This is a genomic window from Pararhizobium sp. PWRC1-1 (assembly GCF_049897905.1).
GTDB lineage: Bacteria > Pseudomonadota > Alphaproteobacteria > Rhizobiales > Rhizobiaceae > Pararhizobium.
This window is the reverse complement of record NZ_JAFCXE010000004.1, coordinates 259,638-282,306: the sequence shown is the minus strand read 5'-3', so window position 1 is coordinate 282,306 and position 22,669 is coordinate 259,638. Positions and strand designations below refer to the sequence as shown.

The 22,669-nt window shown below is 56.9% G+C and carries 17 protein-coding genes and 2 pseudogenes; 13 read left to right on the top strand and 6 right to left on the bottom strand.

Annotated features, from left to right (window positions below; all coding sequences use genetic code 11):
• The first annotated feature begins 24 nt into the window (after positions 1–24).
• The 9 genes from ACP7E0_RS09285 to ACP7E0_RS09245 all read left to right on the top strand — a co-directional run bounded on the left by ACP7E0_RS09285 (position 25) and on the right by ACP7E0_RS09245 (position 13,061).
• Entirely contained in the window at positions 25–954 is a 930-nt protein-coding gene (locus ACP7E0_RS09285) for an NAD-dependent epimerase/dehydratase family protein (RefSeq protein WP_426124435.1), read from the top strand.
• A gap of 360 nt (positions 955–1,314) precedes the next feature.
• Positions 1,315–2,316, top strand: coding sequence for a polysaccharide pyruvyl transferase family protein (locus ACP7E0_RS09280; protein ID WP_426124434.1), 1,002 nt, complete (start codon positions 1,315–1,317; stop codon positions 2,314–2,316).
• A gap of 146 nt (positions 2,317–2,462) precedes the next feature.
• Positions 2,463–5,147 carry a LuxR C-terminal-related transcriptional regulator gene (locus ACP7E0_RS09275; protein WP_426124433.1) on the top strand — a complete coding sequence of 895 codons (2,685 nt, stop codon included), beginning with the start codon at positions 2,463–2,465 and terminating at the stop codon, positions 5,145–5,147.
• Between the two features lie 120 nt (positions 5,148–5,267).
• Positions 5,268–6,959 carry a hydantoinase B/oxoprolinase family protein gene (locus ACP7E0_RS09270; RefSeq protein ID WP_426124545.1) on the top strand — a complete coding sequence of 564 codons (1,692 nt, stop codon included), beginning with the start codon at positions 5,268–5,270 and terminating at the stop codon, positions 6,957–6,959.
• Positions 6,956–9,019 (top strand): hydantoinase/oxoprolinase family protein, encoded by a 2,064-nt coding sequence (locus ACP7E0_RS09265; protein ID WP_426124432.1) that lies wholly within the window; start codon positions 6,956–6,958, stop codon positions 9,017–9,019. Before ACP7E0_RS09270 ends, ACP7E0_RS09265 begins: the two co-directional genes overlap by 4 nt.
• Position 9,020: 1 nt before the next feature.
• Positions 9,021–10,103, top strand: coding sequence for an ABC transporter ATP-binding protein (locus tag ACP7E0_RS09260; RefSeq protein ID WP_426124431.1), 1,083 nt, complete (start codon positions 9,021–9,023; stop codon positions 10,101–10,103).
• A 52-nt stretch (positions 10,104–10,155) separates the two neighbouring features.
• Complete coding sequence (locus ACP7E0_RS09255) at positions 10,156–11,334, top strand: ABC transporter substrate-binding protein (protein WP_426124429.1); 1,179 nt, start codon at positions 10,156–10,158, stop codon at positions 11,332–11,334.
• A gap of 60 nt (positions 11,335–11,394) precedes the next feature.
• Complete coding sequence (locus ACP7E0_RS09250) at positions 11,395–12,264, top strand: ABC transporter permease (protein ID WP_426124428.1); 870 nt, start codon at positions 11,395–11,397, stop codon at positions 12,262–12,264.
• On the top strand, positions 12,261–13,061 hold the full coding sequence (locus ACP7E0_RS09245; RefSeq protein ID WP_426124427.1) for an ABC transporter permease: 801 nt from the start codon (positions 12,261–12,263) through the stop codon (positions 13,059–13,061). Before ACP7E0_RS09250 ends, ACP7E0_RS09245 begins: the two co-directional genes overlap by 4 nt.
• Before the next feature lie 25 nt (positions 13,062–13,086).
• On the opposite strand, the gene ACP7E0_RS09240 is transcribed toward ACP7E0_RS09245, so the two are convergent.
• Positions 13,087–13,668, bottom strand: a complete 582-nt coding sequence (locus tag ACP7E0_RS09240) for a TetR/AcrR family transcriptional regulator (RefSeq protein WP_426124543.1) — start codon at positions 13,666–13,668, stop codon at positions 13,087–13,089.
• A gap of 89 nt (positions 13,669–13,757) precedes the next feature.
• Here ACP7E0_RS09240 and ACP7E0_RS09235 point away from each other — a divergent pair.
• A pseudogene (locus ACP7E0_RS09235) lies at positions 13,758–14,354 on the top strand (3-keto-5-aminohexanoate cleavage protein); the annotation flags it as partial.
• Between the two features lie 323 nt (positions 14,355–14,677).
• Complete coding sequence (locus tag ACP7E0_RS09230; protein ID WP_426124426.1) at positions 14,678–16,612, top strand: M10 family metallopeptidase; 1,935 nt, start codon at positions 14,678–14,680, stop codon at positions 16,610–16,612.
• A gap of 426 nt (positions 16,613–17,038) precedes the next feature.
• Here the strand turns inward: ACP7E0_RS09230 and ACP7E0_RS09225 are convergent, their stop codons facing one another.
• From ACP7E0_RS09225 to ACP7E0_RS09215, 3 genes are read right to left on the bottom strand one after another with little or no spacing between them, the layout of a single operon-like run.
• The gene (locus tag ACP7E0_RS09225) at positions 17,039–17,710 is read right to left on the bottom strand and encodes a hypothetical protein (protein WP_426124424.1); all 672 of its coding nucleotides are present in this window, start codon (positions 17,708–17,710) and stop codon (positions 17,039–17,041) included.
• On the bottom strand, positions 17,688–18,434 hold the full coding sequence (locus ACP7E0_RS09220) for a CbtA family protein (protein WP_426124422.1): 747 nt from the start codon (positions 18,432–18,434) through the stop codon (positions 17,688–17,690). The genes ACP7E0_RS09225 and ACP7E0_RS09220 overlap by 23 nt, the downstream gene beginning before the upstream one ends.
• An 11-nt stretch (positions 18,435–18,445) precedes the next feature.
• On the bottom strand, positions 18,446–18,655 hold the full coding sequence (locus ACP7E0_RS09215; protein WP_426124420.1) for a CbtB domain-containing protein: 210 nt from the start codon (positions 18,653–18,655) through the stop codon (positions 18,446–18,448).
• 210 nt (positions 18,656–18,865) lie between these two features.
• Here ACP7E0_RS09215 and ACP7E0_RS09210 point away from each other — a divergent pair, with 210 nt between their 5' ends.
• Positions 18,866–19,432, top strand: coding sequence for a histidine phosphatase family protein (locus tag ACP7E0_RS09210; RefSeq protein ID WP_426124419.1), 567 nt, complete (start codon positions 18,866–18,868; stop codon positions 19,430–19,432).
• Positions 19,433–19,721: 289 nt separating this feature from the next.
• Here the strand turns inward: ACP7E0_RS09210 and ACP7E0_RS09205 are convergent.
• Positions 19,722–19,943, bottom strand: a pseudogene (locus tag ACP7E0_RS09205) (GSU2403 family nucleotidyltransferase fold protein); the annotation flags it as partial.
• Between the two features lie 63 nt (positions 19,944–20,006).
• The gene (locus tag ACP7E0_RS09200; protein WP_426124418.1) at positions 20,007–21,713 is read right to left on the bottom strand and encodes an adenylate/guanylate cyclase domain-containing protein; all 1,707 of its coding nucleotides are present in this window, start codon (positions 21,711–21,713) and stop codon (positions 20,007–20,009) included.
• Between the two features lie 387 nt (positions 21,714–22,100).
• On the opposite strand from ACP7E0_RS09200, the gene ACP7E0_RS09195 reads away from it, so the two are divergent.
• Positions 22,101–22,409 (top strand): hypothetical protein, encoded by a 309-nt coding sequence (locus ACP7E0_RS09195; RefSeq protein WP_426124417.1) that lies wholly within the window; start codon positions 22,101–22,103, stop codon positions 22,407–22,409.
• Positions 22,410–22,669 lie beyond the last annotated feature (260 nt).

Below are 22,669 nucleotides of genomic sequence, written 5' to 3'. Positions count from 1 at the left end.
CATGAAATTTAAAAGAGAGATCTGTTGAGTAAGTTCTTGGTTACTGGCGGGTGCGGGTTCATTGGCTCACATCTTGTACGCTCCTTGATTCGGGAGGGGCATACGGTTCGCGTACTCGACGACCTCTCGACGGGCAAGAAAGCAAAATTGCCACCGGGTGTCGAGCTCGTAGTGGGGGATGTCGCGAATGGGGTTGTAACTGATAGATGCATGCAGGGAGTAGATGGATGCTACCATCTGGCTGCTGTAGCTTCGGTGCAGAGATCCATTGAAGCTTGGCAGGAAACGCATCGGACCAATATGTCTGGTACCATCGCGGTTTTGAATGCTGCCCGTGGTAGCGAAGACCGCAGGAATATACCAGTAGTATTTGCCTCGTCAGCAGCAGTGTATGGAGCTAATAAAAACGTGCCGTTAGTGGAAGGTGCGAGTGTAGAGCCATTGTCCGCCTATGGAGCCGATAAGCTGGGATGTGAACTTCACGGAGCTGTTGCTGCAAGTGCATTCGGAATGCAGGTAACAGCTTTTAGGTTCTTTAATGTTTATGGGCCGGGTCAAGATCCTTCGTCTCCGTATTCAGGTGTCGTAAGCATTTTTGTACGCCGGATGATCGAGCGTAAACCGATCACTATATTTGGTGATGGGAAGCAAACTCGAGACTTTGTATTTGTCAGTGATGTAGTTAATGCGTTAAAGAGTGGAATGGAATTTAATAAACTAGGATTTCGTGTTTATAACGTTTGCACAGGTAAAGGAAGTAGTTTGCTTGAGATCATAGATACACTTGAATCTATAACGGCAAGAAAAAACGTTGTTTTGTTTTCACAGGAGCGGAATGGGGAGGTTCGTGACTCTATTGGGGATCCATCCTCTCTCAGAGATGAGCTCGGTGTTGAAGCACAAATTTCGCTATCGCAAGGTCTTTCAACACTTTTCGCTGAGGAGTTCTGTTGATTTATGGCTGATGCGGCGTCTGGCGGGCGGATTTTGCTAGCCAGGCAATATTCTAACGTTAAAACCGGGGTTAATGCTGATGACCTGTGACGTTAGAAAGCTCTCCTACTAGCTCCCGGGCCGGCTGTAGTGTGGCGTCCTGGAAAACTTGGTCTCTCGAAAGGAAAGCTTGTGCGTCGATTTCAGCTCTGGCACGACCATCGCAGAGAAGCGTGTGTCAACTAATAAACTTTTAGAGGTGTAAACTTGGGTCTAGCAACTGCGTTTTTTAGCAAAACTCGGTCGGTTGGGCGTTCTGGGCGGGCGCTACTATTGAACGATACGTCAGATAGTTATCATTGGGGATGCTATGGCACATCCATGATGATCTATAATCACCTCATAGAATCTGGATATTCTGTGAAGCCTATAGATGTTGAAAGTACTCATTTTGGACTCCCTGACGCTCCTCTCTCACCGGGTGATCAAGATTTCTTCCAGTTTTATAATCAATTGAAATTGATAAACCCATTTCTTCATAGAGCCATCGAAAGAAGCGATCTAATTGTCGTGAACGGCGAGGGGACTATACATGGATTTCATGCGGGATGCCGACAGTTACTGTCGCTCATTTATGTTGTTAAAAATATTTACAAAAGGTCAGTGCACCTAATCAATCACAGTTGTTTCCCGTCTGCCAAATCGGAGGGCGTTATAGAGGAGCGTGATTTATTCTATAAGGCATGCTTGGAAAAAGTTGATAGAATCGTTGTCCGGGAATCCAAGTCACAGCTAAATTATTGCCGACTGAGTATCTCCAGTGAACTAGGATTTGATTGCCTTCCCCTCTTTGTATCGAAATATACGAAAGTCCGACGTGCGCAGAATGCAGTTGTTATTGGTGCGGCATCGTATTGGTCGCCTGAGGTTGCAGCTTCAGTGGCAAGAGAAATACGACTGCACATTAATGACAGATCTCGTGTGATCTTTCTATCAGGTGGGCACAAACATGAACCGCCCGAAGACATTGTTCATTTTGAAAGCATGCAACAAGAGATTCCCAATCTTGAAATCAGCAGACCTACTTCCATCGACGACTGGATGGCGGAGTTCCGATCCGCCAGCTTGCTGATTACAGGCAGATTTCATCATTACATTGCGGCGGCGGCCGTTCGCACTCCAGCCGTTATCTTTCGGGGCAATACTGAAAAGTCTGATGCCGTAGCGGCCATGTTAAATCATCCACCTGCGATCGATGAGCGCCTCGATGACTGGAAACAGATTCTGGCTCAGCGATTATCAGCACCTTCAAGAACTTCGCCATCACAAGTACGACAGATCCTGAAGTTGGCCAAAGTGAATTTTGCTTCTGGCACCAACTGAACCCAGCAAGCTGTTAAAGCTCGTCAACTCCGTCTAGCGCCATTGTTTCTGAGGCGTCCCCACAATAGTCCACCATTTCCGAATTTAGTAACCGCTTATTTCCATCCTGAACTTGCAATCTGTTCCGGCCCCAGCAAACATAGGGAATGGTGACGCGTCAAACCCGATTTCAACCACCGGTACATGGCAGCCAGCATATCCGCCGGCGCAATCTCTTGCACCAACTGCTGCATTTGGGGCCACGGCGGTTGACGACGATCGTCGCGCCCGCCGGTTACGGCAAGACGTCGTTTGCTGCGCAATGGCACGATCTGCTGAAAAGCCAGGGTGGAAAGCTGATCTGGTTGCCGCTCGAGCCGGATGATTGCGACCAAAGCCACTTCCTCATTGCCCTGCTGGAGGCGCTGCAGGGTTTGCTTCAAGGCGAGCGGCGGGGCCTTGATGCCAGCAGCATGCCGGTCGCTACACTTTTGTCGGTTCTCGTCACACGGTTGCGGCGGATCGACGGCCCAATCACGCTTTTCCTGGACGACTATCACTTCGCCCAGACAGATGCGACGGAATCGCTTCTGGCAAAGCTGTTGGCTGCAAAGGATCTTGGTCACGTCAAATTCGTGTTGATTTCCCGTAGCGCCCCGCGGTTTCCGATCTCCGCTTTGCGGCTGAACGGCGAGTTCCGGCAGCTCGGTGCGGCCGATCTCAGCTTTTCGGATACCGAGGCGCAAGAGTTTTTTGCCGGAAAGGCAGCAACGCTGACACGCGAACAGATCGGCGAATTGAACAAGCGAACCGAGGGTTGGGCCGTGGCGCTACAGATGGTCCGCGTTCTCGTTGCAGAAAGCAAGGACAGCGCTGCCATCCTGGAATCGTTCGACGGCAGCAATTTCGAGATGGCCCGTTATCTCTCGGAACAGGTTTTTTCCAGTTTGCCAAAGGTGGTTCAGCATTTCCTCCTCGAGACGGCGTCGCTGCCGGCAATCAGCCGCACGCTGGCAGGCTCAATATCTGGCAGCCCAGATGCAGCAGCTCTGTTCAATCGGCTTGGAGAATACGCTCTCCCCATCGCTGTTCTGGACAGCCAGGGGACATGGATTCGCTACCATCCGGTCTTCAACAGCTTCCTCAAGGAAGAGGCGGAGCGGGTCGGCATTGAGACGCACGCGATCTTGCGAAAGGCCGCGCACTGGTTTGAGGCCGCCCACGATTATGACGCAGCGGTGCGTCACGCTCTCCTGGCTGGTGACGCGGGCCTCGCAGCTGCCATCGTCGAGGCCGCCGGCGGATGGCGGCGGGTCTATGCCACCACGCGCGGTGGAACGTTGCTGTTCCAGACGCTCATCGCCAAAGCCCCCGACATCAATCTTTCCAGCTTTCCACTGACAACCCTGGGTCTGTGTGTCATCAGCGCCAAGGCGGGTCAGCTCGATGCAGCCAACCACTATCTGGCGATCGCCGAGCGGGCATGTGCCGATGGAAAATTCTCCCGCGACCTGCGCGTGGTCCGCGTGCTCATGTCGCTTTATACCGATCGCTGGGCCACTGCTGCCGATCTCTCGGCCCTGGAGGCTGACCTGTCGCATGGCGATGATATGGAGCTTATCTATCGGGCACTGGCGCTCAACATGCTGGCCTATAACTTCCTGATCCGCACGGATCTCGAACGGGCGATGCACTATGGGCAACTGGCGATCCGCGCGTTTCGCGACGGGGGCGCAGATTTTGGTGCAATGCATCTCTACACCCATATCGGTCAGGCGGCTTTTTTCAGCGGTGACAGCAAAAGTGCGCAGGATGCATACCGCAGCCTGATTGCCGAAGCGCAGGCCAATATCGGCGACGGCAGTGACCTCGATGCCGTCGGTCAGGTGCTATGGAGCGAGGTCCTGTCGATGCGGGGCGACCACGATGCCGCTTCCGCTGCCCTGGCCTGGGCGCTCCCGCATCTGGAACTGCACGATACCTGGTTTGACCTTCTGGCGGCAGGCATAATGGCGCAACAACGCGTCTTGCGGCTGAGCGGCGATATGCTTGCGGCGCATGCCGCAATCGACAGCGCCCGGGCCGCGGCGCGTCGGCGGGGTTTCGAGCGGCTCACGCGGTTGATTGACGGCGAGCGCGTCACGCTCCTCATTGCGACAGGCGATATTGAGGAAGCGATACGCTACGCCGAGATCAGCGGGTTCCAGGCACAGACTGGTTATGCGGATGCCCCCAACAATCTTGCTGTCAACCTGCGTGGCTGTGTTCCTGCCCTCCTGTGGACGAGAATTTACGCAGCTCAAGGGGATATTGCACGCGCTCGGGATCTGTTTTATCGCCTGACAACGCAGCAAGCCCTGAAACCGCATGTCCCGCGGCGAATCGAACTCGGATTGCTCGATATCCGCCTGTTGCTGGCGCAGGGGCAGCCGGACAAAGCTGCCGCCTGCCTCTCCAGTCTCCTATTGTCACTGCCAATGGCCGACTACCGGGCTATCCTTCAGATCGAAGGGGCCGATTTTACAGACTGGCTTCGACGCCTTGCGTCGACAATGGAAATGCCGGCAGTCGTCTCGCAGCGATTGACGTTTGTGCTTGATGGAAGCGCTAAACCTCCGGCCACGACGCGTGCAACGGCAGTCGCCCTGACCGAAGCCGGTGGATTGACGGAGCGCGAGCGCAGCGTGATGCGTCTCTTGAGCGCAGGTCTCAGTAACAAGGAGATCGGCCGAAAGCTGGATCTCAGCGACAATACGGTCAAATTTCACCTGCGTAATATTTTCACCAAGCTGAATGTCACGTCCCGGACGGCAGCGGTGACGGTTGGTCGCGACACAGGTGTCCTGCAATGATCAAGGACCCACCCAAACGGGTAGGCCGTGGAGAAACGCAACCACCCATCTGACCAGCTACCGCCGCGCGTCAAACGCTCCTAGTCTGCCCTTAATAGGTGTGATGAGGGTTTGCAGACGATGATCACCGGCGGAAAACTTGTCGATCCTGTGACGCAGGAAATCATCGAAGGCAAGTTGATGGCCACAGTCGACGAAATGGGCATCGTCATGGCCCGCACCAGCATGAGCCCCGTCATCTACGAAGTGCTCGATTTCGCCTGCGGCCTTTTGACGGCGGATGGTGAGCTGGTTGCCCAGATGAATGGCATCACCCTGTTTACCGGCACCTTTGGCGTACAGGTGCGGGCGCTCATCGAGAAATTCGCGGGTAACCTGGCCGATGGGGACATCCTGTTGTCCAACGATCCCTATGCCGGCGGCACGCACGCCTGTGATTTCGCCATCGTCAAGCCGTTGTCCGTTGACGGTAAAATCCTCGCCTATGCAATCAATGTTGCCCACTATCTGGACGTGGGCGGGTCTGTGCCGGGAAGCCTTGCGCCGAACGCGACCTCGGTGTTCCAGGAAGGCTTGCGGCTGCCGGGCGTCAAAGTCGTTCGCGCAGACGTTTTTTCCGATGAAATCCTCAATATTGTCAGTGAGAATGTCAGGCTGCCCGAAATCGCGCTTGGTGACCTCAATGCGCAGGTTGCAACAGTTCGGGTTGCCGGGCGGCGGATGGCGGAGCTGGCGTCCCGGTACGGGGCCGGTATCGTCGAGGCGGCTTTTGCCAATCTTCTAGCGGCCAGCGAGACCCGTAGCCGCGCGGCAATTGCGGCACTTCCCGATGGTCGTTATGAGGCCACGGATATTATCGATGGAGACGGCGTTAGCCACCTGCCGATCCCTGTGAAGGTGGCTGTCACCATTTCCGGCGACAGCATCACGATCGATTTCACCGGGTGCCCGCCGGCGGTTGCCGGGCCGATCAATTGCGCCCGTGGCGCTTTGCAGTCGGCGGTTAGGACGATCGTCAAGGCAATGGTCGGGCCGCACGATCCTTCCAACGAAGGTTGGTTCAGGTCCCTGACCGTTATTTGTCCCGCCGGAACCATCTTCACCGCCGAAAAGCCGTCACCGACCGGTTGGTATTACGAAGGATCCGTCCACGCATCCGAACTTGTCTGGAAGGCTTTGGCGCCTCTGATACCGTCGCGCTTTTCCGCCGGGTCCTATTCCAGTCTTTGTGTCGTCTATATTTCCGGCACGGATCACAGCGGTCAGCCGTTTATCCATATCGAGCCGCAACATGGCGGCTGGGGGGCAAGCGAACATCGCGACGGTGCTGGCGCCCTAATCGCGCTGACAGATGGTGATACATACAATTATTCAGTCGAGGTGATAGAGGCGCGCTTCCCCTTAAGGGTCAAGCGCTACGGCTTCAATGTCGAGGGTGGTGCCGGCGCGGGGCGCCGCCGCGGCGGCTTTGGCATCGTGCGTGAATACGAGATGCTTGCCGACAACGTATCGGCATACGGCAGTTTCGGGCGCACAGCCACACGGCCCTGGGGCATGGATGGCGGCGGGCAGGGGACACTCAATGCCTTACAGATCGCGCCAGTCAATGGGGCGCTGCAGACCTATAGCCGGGTGGCGCATCTCGATCTCAGCAAAGGCGATGTTCTTCGCGTGATAACCGGTGGCGGTGGCGGCTGGGGTGATCCGGGCCTGCGCGAGCCTCTCCTGGTTGAGCAGGACGTGCGCAATGGATTTCTCACCGGGGCGCAAGCCTCAAGTCTTTATCGATATAACGGGGAGGCTTCAGAATGATCAGGCTGGCAACCGATGTTGGAGGCACATTTACCGATCTCGTCGGCTATGACGAGCGCAGCGGTGAGCTTTTCACCGCAAAAAGCCTGACCACCGTCAAAAACCAATCCCGCGGCGTACTCAACGCCATTGCATCGGCGGAAGAGAAGGGTGGGCTCAGAACCCGGGATGTCACGTTCTTTGCCCATGGTGGAACCACCGTCATCAATGCCATTACCGAACGCAAAGGCGTGCGCACGGCGCTGGTAACCACTGCGGGTTTTCGCGATGTGCTCGAAATCGGCCGGGGCAATCGCCCCGATCTCTACAATCTGCAGTTCCACAGCCCCGAACCGTTCGTCCCACGGGAATTGCGCTTTGAAGTGCGCGAGCGCCTCGATGCTTCGGGCAAGGTCATCGTACCCCTTGAGCTTGATGATTTGAGACCGATCATTGCCCGGTGCAAGGCAGAAAAGATCGAGGCAATTGCCGTTCTTTTCCTTCACAGCTATGCCAATCCCGAGCACGAAATTCTGTGTGCCGGTATACTCGCCGATGCGCTTCCAGAGGTCACCGTCTGTGCAAGCCACTCCGTATCGCGGCAGTGGCGCGAATACGAACGGTCCAACACGGCTGTGCTGAACGCCTATGTCCAGCCGATTATTCAGTATTACTTCGAGCGGCTGGAGGAGGCCCTGATGAAGCGGGGGCTGACATGCCCCTATTACGCGATGCAGTCGAATGGCGGTATCTCCACCTTCGATCAGGCAGTCAAAAGTCCGCTGACCCTGGTGGAGTCTGGACCCGCAGGCGGCGTTGCCGGTGCAGCCAGGATTGGCGATGCGCTGGGGGAAAGCGAAGTGTTGTCGCTCGATGTCGGTGGCACGACTGCCAAATGTTCACTGATCCACGCGGGACGCCCGACACTCAACGTCGATTACAAGCTGGAGCACACCCGTATCCGTCCCGGCCATCCCGTTCAGGTGCCTGTCGTGGATATCGTCGAGATCGGTTCCGGTGGCGGCTCGATCGCCCGGCTTGACGAACGGGGAGCATTGCGGGTCGGCCCGGAAAGTGCGGGTTCAACACCTGGGCCTGCTTGCTACGGACACGGCGGCAAAAAGCCAACTCTGTCTGATGCCATTCTCACGCTCGGAATCTTCGATCCGGCCACCTTTGCCGGCGGCAGCATGCATCTAGACAAGCAGAAAGCTGCAGATGCGATCGCCACCGTTGCCACGCCCCTCGGCATGAGCATCGAGGATGCGGCGCTGGCGATCGTCGACATCGCCCATGCCAACATGATCAACGCCCTGAAACTCGTGACGGTACAGCGCGGCCACGATCCCAGGGACGCCGTATTCGTCGTCAGCGGTGGTGCCGGGCCGGCGCTGGCGACCCGTCTCGGCCGCGATCTCAGCGTCAAGGCAATCGTCATACCGCCGCATCCGGGAATCTTTTCCGCCTGGGGCATGCTGGCGGCAGAACCGCGGGCCGATTTTCGCGGTACCTGGTTTGCGGCCTTGACGCAGGAAACCTTGAAAGAACTGGCAGGCCGGTTCGATGGGCTGGAAGCAGAAGCCGTCGATTACTTCGCCAAGGGTCAGGACGCCGATATCCGGTTCACCTATCAGGTTGAAGTACGTTATCGAGGCCAGGAACACGGTGTCTTTGCACAGTTTGACCGCAAGGATGATATGCATAGCTTTGCGGAGCGCTTCCACGCCGCCCATGAACGGGCCTATTCGTTCCGCTTGCCGGATGCTGGGGTAGAAATCACCACGTTGCACCTTGAAGCCGTCCTGAACGGTCCTGTGATCTCCTTGCCGTTGCTGGCCGCAACCAGTAATGGTATTGAGGTGGCCATGACGGGGCGTCGTAATGTCTATTTCGGTGCATCATTGGGTTGGGTGTCATGCCCGGTCTATGAACGCAGCCTGCTTGGGCCTGGGCAATCGATCGAGGGACCGATGATCATCGAGGAGGCGACGGCAACCACACTCGTTCAGGACGGCCAGAGAATGGACGTGACGGATACAGGTATCCTGATCATCCGGGATAACCGCATCGAGGCACGGTAAGATGGCGATATCGATCCAGGTCGATCATGTCAGCCGCGAATATGGGCCGGTCAAGGCTCTGGACGATGTTACGCTCGACATCAAAGCCGGTGAATTCTTCACATTGCTTGGCTCGTCGGGATGCGGGAAAAGCTCACTCCTAAAGCTTATTGGCGGCTTTGATACGCAGACATCGGGCCGGGTTTGTTTCGATGGCAAGGATGTCAGCGGTTTGGCGGCCAACAAACGGCCGGTCAATACGGTCTTCCAGAGCCTTGCCCTGTTTCCACATATGAGTGTCGCGCAGAATGTTGGTTACGGACTTCGCCTGTGCGGGCTGTCGGGTTCTGCCTTGGACACCAGGATTAACGATGCTCTCGATCTGGTTGAACTTTCGGGCTTCGGTCCGCGCAACGTCAATATTCTCTCCGGTGGCCAGAGGCAGCGTGTTGCACTTGCCCGTGCGTTGGTGATGGAACCGGGTATCCTGTTGCTTGACGAGCCGCTGACGGGCCTTGATGAACGCCTGCGCCAGCAGATGCGCGACGAATTCGGGCGACTGCACAAGCGGACAGGTGCGACCTTTATTCTTGTTACCCATAATCAGGACGAAGCACTGAGCCTGTCGGATCGCATGGCGGTCATGCATAAGGGGCGGATCGAACAGGTGGATACGCCGGCCCGCTTCTTCGACGCCCCGGCCAATGGTTTCGTCGCCCGTTTTATCGGGATTGATACATTGCTACGGCCGGAGAAGATTGACACGACAAACGGTCATGTCGAGGCGACGGTTGCCGGCCAAAAGTTGCCGGTGCGCGTGGAGGGACCTTTGGATCCGGAAGCGAGTGTGGTCGCCATTCGTCCGGATCGATTGGTTCTGGCGCAAGGCGCGCCATCCTCGTTGCTGCTGACGGTTGTCGAAACGACGTTCCGCGGTCTGCATCGTGACCTGAAACTTGCTTTTTCTGATGGCCAGACACTGGTGATCGCCATTGAGGCGGACGCGGAGGCCGGGCAACTTATCGCCGGACAACAGGTGCGCGTTGGGCTCAAGCCCGATGCCGCGGTCCTGGTTTCCAGCGCGGGACTACCGCAGGCCGGGTGATAGGCCGCGGTCGATTGATCAATGAATGCCAAGAACCAAAAGGGGAATGTTCATGACACAGCAGCGCAGACCACTTTTACCTCAGTCGCACAGCAATGTGCAGCGGCGTGATTTTCTCAAGTTGATGGGGGCGGGCGGCATGGCCCTGTCTGCCGGAGGTTTGGGTTTTGCCTCGCGTCTTTCAGCGCAGGATGCGGGAACTGTCGCCTTCTGGGCAACGGCGACGCTGGATATCGGCGACAAATGGCCGGAATTTGCCAAGCAGAACGGCGTCACACCGGAATTCACCGATAATGGCAACGATCTCGGCCCGGTCATCGCCCGCCTGGCCGCCGGCAACGCCAACGATCTCTTCGATATCGGCGGTTTCCAAGGCGGCGCCGAAAAGGAATTGGCGCGCCAGGGGGTGATCATTCCCTGGGATACCGCCAAGATCCCCAATTACGAAAGCCTATGGCAATGGGCCAAGGACATTCCCTATCTCAAGCATGAGGGCAAGCAGTACGGTATTCCAGCCGTCGTCAATGCCGACTCGATCATCTACCGGCCCGACAAGCTCGGCAAGATCGACAGCTATGGCGCCATCTTCGATCCGAAGCTGAAGGGCCGCGTGGCGATGGAAGATGCCTGGATCAACAGCGCCATCTTTACCGCCATGTATCTTAAGGAAAGCGAAAACCAGCCGATCGCCGATCCCGGCAATCTGTCGGAATCCGAACTCGGCCTGGTGATGGAATTCCTGATCAAGCACAAGTCCGACGGCCAGTTCCGAACCTTCTGGAACGGCTGGGAGCAGGGCGTCCAGCTTGTTGCCGATCAGGAGGTCGATGCCATGACCGGCTGGGAGCCGATTGTCTACGAAGGCCGCAAGCGCGGGCTGCAGGTGGAATATGCCGTCCCCGTCGAAGGGTATGAAGGCTGGGGCAACAACATGGTCCTGCTCAAGGGCGCCGGCGACCGCGGCGTTGCGGATACGGCCCATAAGTTCGTCGACGGTTTGCTTGGTGGCTTCTACGGCTGCGAACTCGGCCAGGCGCGCGGCTATCTGGTGCCGACCGACAACAACGTTGTCTACGCCAAGGCCCACCCGGACGAATACAAGCCGGAGGAAGTCGAAAAGCTGGCCGAGCACGTGAAGGCAAAGTTTGCCGGCAAGATCTACTGGCAGAATGCCCGGCCGGATAATTTTCAGCTCTACGAAGAATGGTGGCAGAAGCTGCGCAATGCCTGAGGTCAATCCTTGGCAGCGGCAAGCGTCTTTGCCGTTGCCTCCACTCCTTGAAGGACTAGCATGACCGGACCGCGCCTGCCCATTTCACCTGTTCTGATGACGCCGCCGCTGCTGGCGATCTTGGCGCTCGGGTTGGCGCCGCTGACCATCGTCGTCGTCTGGAGCTTCTGGAGCTGGGACCCGTCGACATACTGGATCAAGCCGGATTTGAGCCTCGCCGGATATGCAGGCATACTGGAGGCGGGGCGATGGACGGTGATCGTCTCGACATTGGTCAAGGCCTTCGGAACGGCACTTTTGTGCCTGCTGATCGCTTATCCGACAGCCTATGCCGTGCATTTCCTTGCCGGACGGCGGCTCAGCATCATTCTACTGGCGCTGATCACAATCCCCTTCTTCACATCCTACCTGATCCGGTCCTTCTCGTGGCGGCTCGTTCTTGGGCGCACTGGTGTGCTCAACACGTGGCTGCAGGATCTGGGGATTATCAACGCGCCACTCGACTGGCTTCTGTTCAGCAATTTTGCCGTCATCGTCGGTTTGGTCGCCTCTTACCTGCCGTTTGCAACCTTTCCCTTGCTTCTCTCGATGCGCCGGGTCGATCCGACCTTTCTTGCCGCAGCCCAGGATCTGGGTGCCGGCTTCTGGAAAAGCCTGACCAGCATTCTGTTGCCGCTGACCATGTCTGGCATCTTTGCGGGCTTCCTGTTCGTCTTCGTCATGGTGGTCGGCTCCTCCACCGAAGTGCAGATGCTGGGCGGCGCCGGGGCGTCGATCGTCTCGGTGATGATCAACGACGTCATGCGCGTCGCCAACTATCCGCTGGCCTTCGCGATCTCCACCATCGTCCTGATCGTCATCTTCGGTCTTGTGCTCATCGGCAACCGCATTTTCGGACTTGGATCGCTGTTTGAGGATCAGTCGCCATGATGATCCGGGAAGGCCTATCCAACCGTATCCTGCTTTGGGCAATCACCATTGCCGGACTGATTGTCATCTATGCGCCGCCGCTCTACTTGCTGGCCGTATCCTTCAATCCGGCCTTGCAGCCCGGCCTGCCGCGCCTCTCCGATCTCAGCCTCACATGGTATGCAGCACTGCCGAACGACCGGGCGCTGGTTGGGGCGTTGCAGCAGTCGCTGATGATCGCGACAATCACCGCGGTGCTGGCGACCGGCATGTCGCTTTTGGCAACCCTTGCCTATTTCGAATTGCGCGCGCAGCGGACAGCCTGGTTCCTGACCGTGATCCTGCCGATGTTCGTGCCGGGGGTGATACAAGGGTTGGCGTTATCGGCGGTTTTTACGCGAAGCGGCATCAAGGCTTCGAGCCTCACGGTGATCGCGGGTCATCTCCTGTGGGCCTTGCCCTTTGCTTTCATCGTCATCCTCACCAGCTTTGCCGCCGTGCGTCGTTCATACCTGACCGCCGCAGCCGATCTCGGCGCGACATGGTGGCGTCAGTTCGTCGATATTACATTGCCGCTCATTCGCCCGGGCCTCATCAGCGCCTTCATCTTTTCCTTCCTGCTGTCGCTCAACGAATTCACCCGCGCCTTCTATCTCGCCGGCCGCCAGAACACCTTGCCGGTTGTGCTGTTCGGCAAAATGAATTCGGGCGCATCACCGGTGATCTACGCAATGTCCGGCGCCATCTTCCTGGTGTCGGTGGCTTGCGTCGCCTTGGCGTCTATCCATTTCATGCTTCGCCGAAACCCAGCACAGTGAGCAGATCGCGCTGAGTGCGCAATCCTTATGCTTTCAGGTATCCGATAACAGCGTCGGCGATCATCGTCCGGTGACGCTCGATCGTTGCTGGTTCTGAGAGGTCGCGCCGGAAGATCGAACCGAACGTGTATCGGTTGAAGACGCGGAAGAAGCAGAACTCGCTGATCATCATGTGAATGTCGATCGGATCGGCCTGGCGGGTGAAGACAAGCTGGTTGATGCCGCGTTCAAGAATGCCGGCGATCGTCTCGATGCCGAGACGTTGAGGTCGCGGATCACCCCCCGAGCGCAGCATATGGGCGGCGTGGTGGATGTTTTCGATGTTGTCCAGCCGGACGAAGTCTGGGTGCGCTTCGTCATGATCGAATGTCGTCGAGATCAGGACGCGCAGCGCCTCTTCCGGCGCCAGATTGGAGAGCTGGAGATCTGCTTCGAGGGTGCGGATCTTGCGACAGGAGCGCTCCAGATGGGCAAGGTAAAGGCCCTCCTTGCTGCCGAAATAATAATAGATCATCCGCTTGGACGTGCGGGTCCGCTCGGCGATGGCATCGACGCGCCCGCCGGCAAGGCCATGGGTGGAAAACTCTTCTGTCGCCACCTCAAGGATATTTTCCTGGGTGCGCTGCGGATCGTTTTTCCTGCCGTTTTCAGACTTGGTTGCCCTACAGAGAGCCAGCCCGGCACAAATGCGAACCCGACCATATGGCCCAGACGGTTGCCTATGAGGAATTGTTGACTTGGCTCTTGTTTTACACCGCGATCTTTGAGACGCAGAACGCACCGATGGTGGATATCATCGATCCGGCCGGCGTCGTGCGCAGCCAGGTGATCGAGAATCCCATTGGAACCTTACACGTTGATCGGCTCGGAAAACCGCCGCACGCTTGCCGGCCATTTCACCGCCGAGACCTTCGGCTCGGGTATTCAGCATCTGGCCTTCAGCACCGACGACATTTTCGCAACGGCCAAGGCGCTCAAGCAGAACGGTTTCCAGCCGCTGCAGATTTCACCAAAAATTATTACGACGATGTCGAAGCCCGGTTCGGCCTTGACCCGGGGCTGAGCGAGCGGTTGAAAGCGGAAAACATTCTCTACGACCGCGACGAGCACGGCGAATTCTTCCAGCTCTACAGCGGCACCTATGGTGAGGGTTTCTTCTTCGAGATCGTCGACTGGTGCGGCTATCGCGGCTACGGCGCCGGCAACGCCATCTTCCGCATCGCTGCTCTGAAGAAGCAGATCCGCCCCGAAGGCATGCCTGCTATCGCAAACAAGCCGTCACGGAAACTCTAGATGTTTGCCTTGGGGCAATACGTTTAAGCGTATCGTATAGCGATCGTACAATGCCGCCGATCACCCGCCGACCCTCAACGTGCTCAATGCGCAGAGCCAAGAAATAGCGCTTGATTCGACCGATCTGCGGCGCGATGGCGAAAGAACCATTAACAGAGTTTTAAGAGATTAACTGAACCGCAACGAAGTTCGTTCATCTCTATCTTATGGTTTTTGCTACATAACTCCAAAAAACACTTGATAATTTAAGGTTGCGCGGGTGTATACATGCACGCCCCATCAGCGTGCAGTTCGTACGAATCAGCATCAATGAAGAGAGAACCATGCCAGCAGCCACTACCTATGCCTTTTCCGGCGATATCTATGTTGACGGCGTTCTGGGTGACTGGAAATGGGCAGTGCGGGATTTTACATTCAGTTTCCCGGCAAGTGCCTCGTTTTATGAGTCCAATTATGGAAGTGACGAGTCATGGTATGATTTTTCCGGCCTCAATCCAGCGCAAAAAAACGCCGCGCGAGCAGCATTCGAGCAGTTATCATCGGTCGCTGACGTGACGTTCACAGAGATTGCGGAGAGCACTATCCAGCACGCCGATCTCCGGCTTGCCTCGTCCAGCCTTCCAATTACCGCGTGGGCGTACTTGCCGTCCACGACACCCGAAGGTGGAGACGCCTGGTTTAATACAGTGTCAGGCCACTTCACGGCTCCCGCCAGAGGCAATTATGCCTATCTATCATTCTTCCACGAGATTGGCCACGCCCTTGGCCTTGACCATCCTCATGAGGGCAACGTGATGCCGACTGGTCGCGACTCTATGGAATACACGATGATGAGCTACAACTCCTACGTTGGCTCTGACGATAAAGTATATACAAACGAGACTTGGGGCTTTGCTCAATCGCTGATGATGTACGACATCGCAGCTCTGCAGCATATGTACGGCGCCAATTATAACACGCAAAGTGGCAACACAGTCTATTCGTGGAGCCGGGCAACGGGCGAAATGTTCGTCAATGGGCAAGGTCAGGGCGCACCGGGCGATAACCATATTTTTCTGACCGTTTGGGACGGAGGCGGCACCGACACTTATGACTTTTCAAATTATACTACCGCAGTAAAAGCTGATCTACGCCCCGGCGAATGGACCACAACATCCACTTCACAACTGGCGAAACTTGATACTGATGGATCGAAAGTAGCGGTTGGCAACATTGCCAATGCCCTCCTTCATAACAACGATACTAGGTCGCTTGTCGAGAACGCTATCGGTGGGTCTGCTGACGATACTATCATTGGCAACATTCAGCACAACAAGCTGCTTGGAGGACACGGCAATGACTGGTTGAAGGGAGGGGACGGCTCAGACACATTGGACGGTCAGGCAGGGTGGGACACAGCCGCCTTCGAGTTCAGTCTGACGGATGCCAAATTTTCGTATCACGACCGCGCGATGATACTCGAAAACAATGGTTCATTTGACCATCTCTTTTCAATCGAGCAATTTCAGTTTTTGGATCGTACGATCGTTCAGGCCGACGGCAACCCGCTCGTTGATGATATGTATTACTACAGTCAAAACAGTGATATCTTTCATGCATTCGCGGATGCGGAGCAGCACTATTCGCAAAGCGGATGGCGAGAAAAGCGCGACCCCAACAGCTTCTTCGATACGTCAGACTATCTCGAAACATATGCCGACGTTGCCGCCGCCGGCATAAATCCGCTGGAGCATTATGCCCTGTACGGCTGGAAAGAGGGGCGGGATCCTTCGCGTCTATTCGACACTATCGACTATTTACGACTGAATCCAGATGTCGCGGCATTGGGTCTAAACCCACTGAGCCATTACCTTTCTAACGGTATCTATGAGGGCCGCAGGATTGATAGTGGCATGGCGCTCGTCGACGACATGTTCTATTTCAGGAATAACAAGGACATAGCCGCAGCTGGCTTAGACGCCGAGCAGCATTTCCTTCAGTACGGATGGCGTGAGGGCCGTGACCCAAACTCCTTCTTTGATACCTCTGGATATTTGGCTACCTACGGCGATGTGGTTACGGCGGGCGTGAACCCTCTGGAACATTATCTTTCCGACGGCTGGCGGGAAGGGCGAGATCCATCGGCGAGTTTCGATACAGCAGGATACCTTCAGCTTAATCCAGACGTGGCTGCGACAGGTGTAAACCCGCTGGATCATTACTTACGTTATGGTATTTACGAAGGTCGAAGCCCTGTCGATGACGGAATGTTTGGGTGAATGTTCCCGATGGACAGGATGATGCAAATTCCTCGCTCGGCTGATATTCATGTCATCCCTAAACATTTTTGCATCTATTCCGCCTCATATCCTGTTGCTTTTAAGAAGGTCCGGCATTCTCTGATGGAGAAGAGACCACAGATGTCGCGAGAGCGTCTGAGAGGGCATCAAAGGTTCGTTCTGGCGTTTTCGCAACAGGGCCTTGAGCTTGCAAAAGGCCACTCCCATGGGATTGAGGTCCGGCGAATAGGGCGGCGGGAAGAGAAGCTCCCCCAAATGGGGGACGTCCGGCACCGCTTTTCGGTGCTATCGATCCGCGTGTGAATGCGGCGCGACCTGGGCCACCCCGCATCTCAGTGGTGCGGGGTGGGGCGCGCCTTACGGATGTTGGCGGTATAGTCGGCTGGCTTTTGGTCACCTTGATCGTCAGCGAGGCGAACGGCGCACGATTCTGAAGAAAACCGGACTGGCCAGGATCATCAGCAGCCCGCCTGTTGCCGCCATTGTCGGCATATGAGCAGGCACGTTTTCCCAATGCGGCGTCACTACACCGGCCGTATTGAATGAGCCGCCGGAATACTGACAGCCGATAAAAGCGGCTCCCGTCCGGATCATTTCCGTGTCGATCTGGGAAACAAGCTCGGCGATTGCCGGAGCAGCGTTCGGCATCGCGCGCATGTAGAGGAGCAACGCCTTGGCCGCCGCCAGATAGGCATGGGCACATTCGTTGAATGGGCTGGCTTCATCCGTGATCGTGCCGGGGGCTGCACCCCAGAAGCAATAGGAATATTGAATGGCGGCGTAGTTCTGCAGCCGCCTGAACGACGGGTCGGTGCGTTTGACCTTATCGGCAACGCCCATGATGTCGCTGCGATATGTGGTCAAAACCGCCATCTCGCCATGCGAGAGGTTGGGGATAGAGATGCCTGAAACAGGGCCGGTGGAAGACCTTCCGTGTGCCAAAACGTCCGTGGCTTGCAAGAAGGCCAGCAAAAGAAGAATACAGGATAACAGCTGTGTCACGCCGCTTATAAGAAACGGGCGCCGCATGTTTGCGGCGCCCGGCAATGGATAATCAACGCGCGGCGGAAAGCGCACGGTAATTTCCGGTTTGGCTCAAAAGCCGTTCAGCAAGGTAGCCGAAGACCAGCGCAATACCTGTCCAGACCGTTGCCTGAAGACCGAGGGTCGCAAGACGAAAGGAATAAAGGTTCGTTGCCGAGAAGTTCTCGGGGACTTCGTTGATCGCCGGCAGTAGTCCATGAACGATCGCGATGAAAACGATATATGCGCTGCCTGCGAGGATGGCGGCATTCCAGGCACCAAAGCGCTCACGCAGGTTCTTGGCCACAGCAAATGCCAGCGCCATGCCGAAGATCGAGGCGGCGATCATCACGAAGAACAGCTGGGTGCGAACACCGATCGTTTCCGGATTACCGACCGCCGGCGGGTTTGGCGCGTATTTGAGGTCAGGCACGATCACGAGTGCGATGAATGCGGCAATCCCCAGCACGGCTGACAGACCGCGTGGGCCAAGCCCGCTGGCGCGGCCGTAAAGCCCCGCGAAAACCAGCGAGAAGATGCCACCCATAGCAACGCTATAGGTCATCACGCCAGTAAAGAGCCCGATGCCGGCTTGGGTCTCGCGGCTGACCACGTCTGGCTCGGCCGTTGCGTTCGGGTTTTCCGCCGCCGCCATCTGTTCTTCAAAGGCGATTGCCAGCTCGACTTGCGGTTCGCCGAAGACGCTCGCAAAACCAAAGGCCAATAGACCGGCGATGAGGCCGGCAATCATGCCCCTCATTAAGAGATGACCAGTCATAGCGGTACCTCTCAATGGCACGGAAAGCCGAGAAGATGGCGCCCATCATGAACGAATTCATGAACTTCCATACCCGGAATCATTTGCATTGCACCTTCTTCGGTGCTGACAAAATAGAGTGCGATCAGGAGGAGGAGGCCGCCAAAGATCGCCCATGGGGCCACTTGCCCAATCGGAACAGGAGTGGCGATCGTTTCTGGTGCGTAACTGATATTGGCCATGCGAGTTCCCCTGTGAATAGCGCGTTCAACGTATGAATGACTTACCGCAATCAGGGTCTGGCTTTCGATTTTCTCGATTACAGTGGCGCGACCGCACCAGAATTTCACTGGCTTCCCGAATTGCAATGATCAATTGTTATAGGCTTGCGCTGAATACTGTCAATCACCGGCATGGACTGTACCATGTCATGTTCATGGAAGAGGCTCGTCTTGAGCAGAGCAACGCGTCTGACCCTGATTTCCCGCGGCCGCACCGAAGCAACGAAACTTTCAGGCTTTTCATCGGATGAGCCCTTGCTGGAGGGCGATGCAAATATCGCTGCGGGTATGGGAAGCACGCTACGGCGGGTGGACCGACTGCTATCGGCGCCGGAGCGGAGCGCACGCGAGACAGCAGCAGCAATCGGCGCCGCACCTGCAATCGATCCCGCCTTCCGCGATTTGGCTTACGGGCGGTGGCAAGACAAAACTCTGGCCGATATTGCAGCCAGCGAGCCTGATGCCCTGGGCCTTTGGATCAGCGACCCGAGTGCCGCACCACACGGTGGCGAGCCGGTCACGCAACTGTTCGAACGGGTCTCGCAGTGGATGGCGCAGAACCTTACCGCCGGCGGCCATACTGTGGTTGTGACCCATCCTATTGTCATCAAGGCGGCGGTGCTCTCTTCACTGGATGCTCCTGCCAGTTCGCTCTGGAAACTCGATGTCGACCTTCTAAGCGTCACCGATCTTCGCAGCGACGGCCGCAGATGGGTATTGCGGTCGCTTGGCAAATGAACGCCGTTCATTGTCGAATTTGGTTGCCGACATGACGATTGCCAACCTGGGTCCGGCCATCGCCTTACGGTTCTTCGGCGTGTGATCAGGCGGCCTTCACAGATGACCCCAGGGATGGGACTGACCCCATGGCTGTCCGAGCTCGGGTCGGTGCCAGAGATTGTGAACGCTGCTCATAGACATCCCAGTCTTCTACTGCCTAGAATGGAATGATCAGCGTTTCCCCGATCTGCTTGCATCCCGCTTCGAGCGAGGCGAAGAGGGCACCTACCCATATCTGACATTAAGCTGCACCGGTTCGGATTCCCTCCTGCCATGCATGACCTCGTTCCCACGCTTCGACATATGGAGGCGATGTCAACAGACTGTCGATTCTCACCCATGGCTTCGAACAGGATCTCAGCTGGCGAACGTCCTTCAGCTTCTTCAGGGCGCTATCGCCGTGGGAAAGACGGCGTGATGCGACGATCAGCTTGTGGACCGCGTACCGGGACGGATCCGGGACAAGTACGCTCGCGCAGCGCATATCCGCCGGTCGAGTTCTCGAACGCGTCGCGACTGTCCCCACCCGCTGTCACATCTCCGGCAGGCCGGCCTTTCGAAAGCCGTCGACAAAGTGGTCTCGTACAGATGCATCGCGCAGCGGCTGGGAACTGAGCCAATGGCCGATCGTGAAATGAGGGTGGGCGATCAGGAACAATTCTGCTTCTCGCCGCGCCTCTTCACGGTGGCCCAACTGCGCCAGCGTAGCAGCCAGGAATTTGCGTGAGTTGGTACGATACGTGTCTTCCCTGCGAAGTGTCGCGGTTGCCGCCTCATAGTCACGAGCGGCGTACTGCGCCTGCCCAAGATGACAAAGATACCAGCAGGTTGGATAGGGATTGAGCCGCAGAGCTTTTTCGATTTGCGCTAGTCCGTCGGCAACCCTGCCGTCCAGCACGGACATGTCCGACATGGCGGCCCAGGTGTCGGCGTGGTTGGGGTCCAACTCCAGGGCCTTGGCGAAGGCGGCCTCTGACTCTTCCCATCGCCGCTCATAAGCCAAAATGGTCCCCAGAACGTAACGGCAGCCGGCATCGTTGGGATCTAGGTCGACCGCCTTCTGCGCGAACGTCGCCGCCATCTGACGGTTAGGATCTTCGGGCTCGCCGAAATGAGTCCAGGCAAGCCAACGGTTATAGGCGAGCAGACCGACCGCCTCAGCATATGATGGCTCGAGCTCAACCGCGCGTTGGAGCAGCATATAGGCCTCACGCTCAGTTTGCGGCGACTCTTCCGTCAGGAGGCGGGCGCGCACACACAGATCGTACGCCTCAAAGTTCTTCGGCCGGTTGCGGTGCTTCGAGATGGTCAGCCGGCCGACGAGGGCTTCAACAATCTTGGCGTTAACTTCATCCTGTAATTCGAAAACATCTTCCACCGTCCTGTCAAACCGGTCGGCCCACAAGTGCTGGCCGCCAACCGCGTCAATCAATTGGGCATTGATGCGGACACGGCCCATTGCGCGTCTGGCGCTCCCCTCCAGGACGTAGCGGACGCCGAGTTCCTGGGCGACCAGCCGTACGTCGACCGGCTTTTCCTTGTAGCCGTACACGGAGTTGCGCGCGATGACGAACAGGCCAGCCGTACGGGAAAGGTCAGTGATCAGGTCTTCGGTCAAGCCGTCGACGAAAGGCGCGTCCGCTTCATCCCCACTCATATTCTTGAACGGCAATACAGCGATCGAGGGACATTCGGGCAGCGGCAATACGCTCGAAAGCGCCTCCGGCCAATGCCACACGTGGACCGGGCGAGTCAGGTTCTTTAGGTAGCGTTCGCCTGCATCAAAGAACCGGTCACCGATCTTGCCGACGATCTCGCCGTGAACTTTGGCTGAAATGCAGATACCTCCCGGTGCGGCCTGCGTCTCGAGGCGCGCTGCGACATTGACGCCGTCGCCGAGGACGTCTGATCCGTCGTCAATGACATCTCCCAGATTAACGCCTACACGCAAAAGCAGGCGCCGGTCTCCGGAAGCCCCAACAGCAGTGGTGCCCCGTTGCATTTCCAACGCTGCTGCGACCGCGTCCACCGCGCTACCGAATACGATTAGGAATCCGTCCCCCATCACCTTAAAGATGCGACCGTTGTAGCGCATCACAGCCGGCTCGATAACGCCGGAACGGAGTTCCCTGAGGTTCGCCAGCGTTGCGACCTCATCAGCCTCCATCAGGCGTGAATATCCCACCACATCGGCAACGACGATGGCGGCCAGACGACGCTGAATAGATTGATCCGTCATGTGAGGACAAGCCTAACGACCGAGTTAGCAATTTATTGTTCAACCGCGGGTTAGTCAACAAGTGGTGAGAGGGAATGTCCAGGCGATCTCTACCTCCATCGAGCCGTCATCCTTCTGTGTGACCGACGGCGTCGAGGTGGACCACACGGAAATGAGTATCCACGGAAAGCGGCCGGTTCTTAAGCGTCTGGTGATGGGCGGCGAGCGGGGGGCCTCGGCGGAAGTGCCCAGTTCTGTCCGGGGGAGACCCAAACTGCAACTGTGAACTGCGCTAAGTCTGCATTTCTGGCTAACTCTCCAGATGCGACCAGTCTCCTTCCGGCCCCTTGAATCCTGCGCTCATGCATTTCCCCGAAAGCCAATTGTGGTGTATTGCACAATACGATAATGCAGCACTGGTCCAAACCAGCACTGTTACTGACCGTGTTGTCGAAATCGTTCGGCCAGCTACTGACAAGGCCCGCTTCAATAAAACAAGCGTTTGCATATGTTGCGGACGCCATGCCTGGACGGATGAGGATGGGTGCGGCATCTGCGAAGAATGTCTCGCTCCGGATGAATTGTTCATCGTCACTGGCGAGCGGCTTGCTCGATCGTCTCGATCAACGTCGCGGGCGGCGAACGTCCGCGAAACGTCATGACGTGGGCGAAGTGATCGAAGTCATCGGCTTTGACAGTTCGGTTTTGGCTGGGTGACGCGGCGACGCCCGTTTCATACGGTCCAGCCAACCACCACCCGCAGCCGTAAATCTGGACCGAGCCCGCGGTCGCAGGTGGCCAACCGCACGAAGTCCTATGAGGCGAATTTAGCGAAAGCTCGTTAACGGTGACGCCGGGAAGCCTTGCCCAGACATCGAAACAACCGGGTCTTGTGCCGCACCTATCGGGTCTGACCAAGTCATTTTATCCACCTCATGCGGTCTCAATCGATGGCTTGTGCGACAGCGATCGTGTCA

Excerpts from the sequence above, each read along its gene's own strand:
- ACP7E0_RS09280 (WP_426124434.1), top strand. The coding sequence starts at position 1,315 with ATGATGATCTATAATCACCTCATAGAATCTGGATATTCTGTGAAGCCT.
- ACP7E0_RS09275 (WP_426124433.1), top strand. The coding sequence starts at position 2,463 with ATGGTGACGCGTCAAACCCGATTTCAACCACCGGTACATGGCAGCCAG.
- ACP7E0_RS09270 (WP_426124545.1), top strand. The coding sequence starts at position 5,268 with ATGATCACCGGCGGAAAACTTGTCGATCCTGTGACGCAGGAAATCATC.
- ACP7E0_RS09265 (WP_426124432.1), top strand. The coding sequence starts at position 6,956 with ATGATCAGGCTGGCAACCGATGTTGGAGGCACATTTACCGATCTCGTC.
- ACP7E0_RS09260 (WP_426124431.1), top strand. The coding sequence starts at position 9,021 with ATGGCGATATCGATCCAGGTCGATCATGTCAGCCGCGAATATGGGCCG.
- ACP7E0_RS09255 (WP_426124429.1), top strand. The coding sequence starts at position 10,156 with ATGACACAGCAGCGCAGACCACTTTTACCTCAGTCGCACAGCAATGTG.
- ACP7E0_RS09250 (WP_426124428.1), top strand. The coding sequence starts at position 11,395 with ATGACCGGACCGCGCCTGCCCATTTCACCTGTTCTGATGACGCCGCCG.
- ACP7E0_RS09245 (WP_426124427.1), top strand. The coding sequence starts at position 12,261 with ATGATGATCCGGGAAGGCCTATCCAACCGTATCCTGCTTTGGGCAATC.
- ACP7E0_RS09230 (WP_426124426.1), top strand. The coding sequence starts at position 14,678 with ATGCCAGCAGCCACTACCTATGCCTTTTCCGGCGATATCTATGTTGAC.
- ACP7E0_RS09220 (WP_426124422.1), bottom strand. The coding sequence starts at position 18,434 with ATGACTGGTCATCTCTTAATGAGGGGCATGATTGCCGGCCTCATCGCC.
- ACP7E0_RS09215 (WP_426124420.1), bottom strand. The coding sequence starts at position 18,655 with ATGGCCAATATCAGTTACGCACCAGAAACGATCGCCACTCCTGTTCCG.
- ACP7E0_RS09200 (WP_426124418.1), bottom strand. The coding sequence starts at position 21,713 with ATGACGGATCAATCTATTCAGCGTCGTCTGGCCGCCATCGTCGTTGCC.
- ACP7E0_RS09195 (WP_426124417.1), top strand. The coding sequence starts at position 22,101 with ATGCAGCACTGGTCCAAACCAGCACTGTTACTGACCGTGTTGTCGAAA.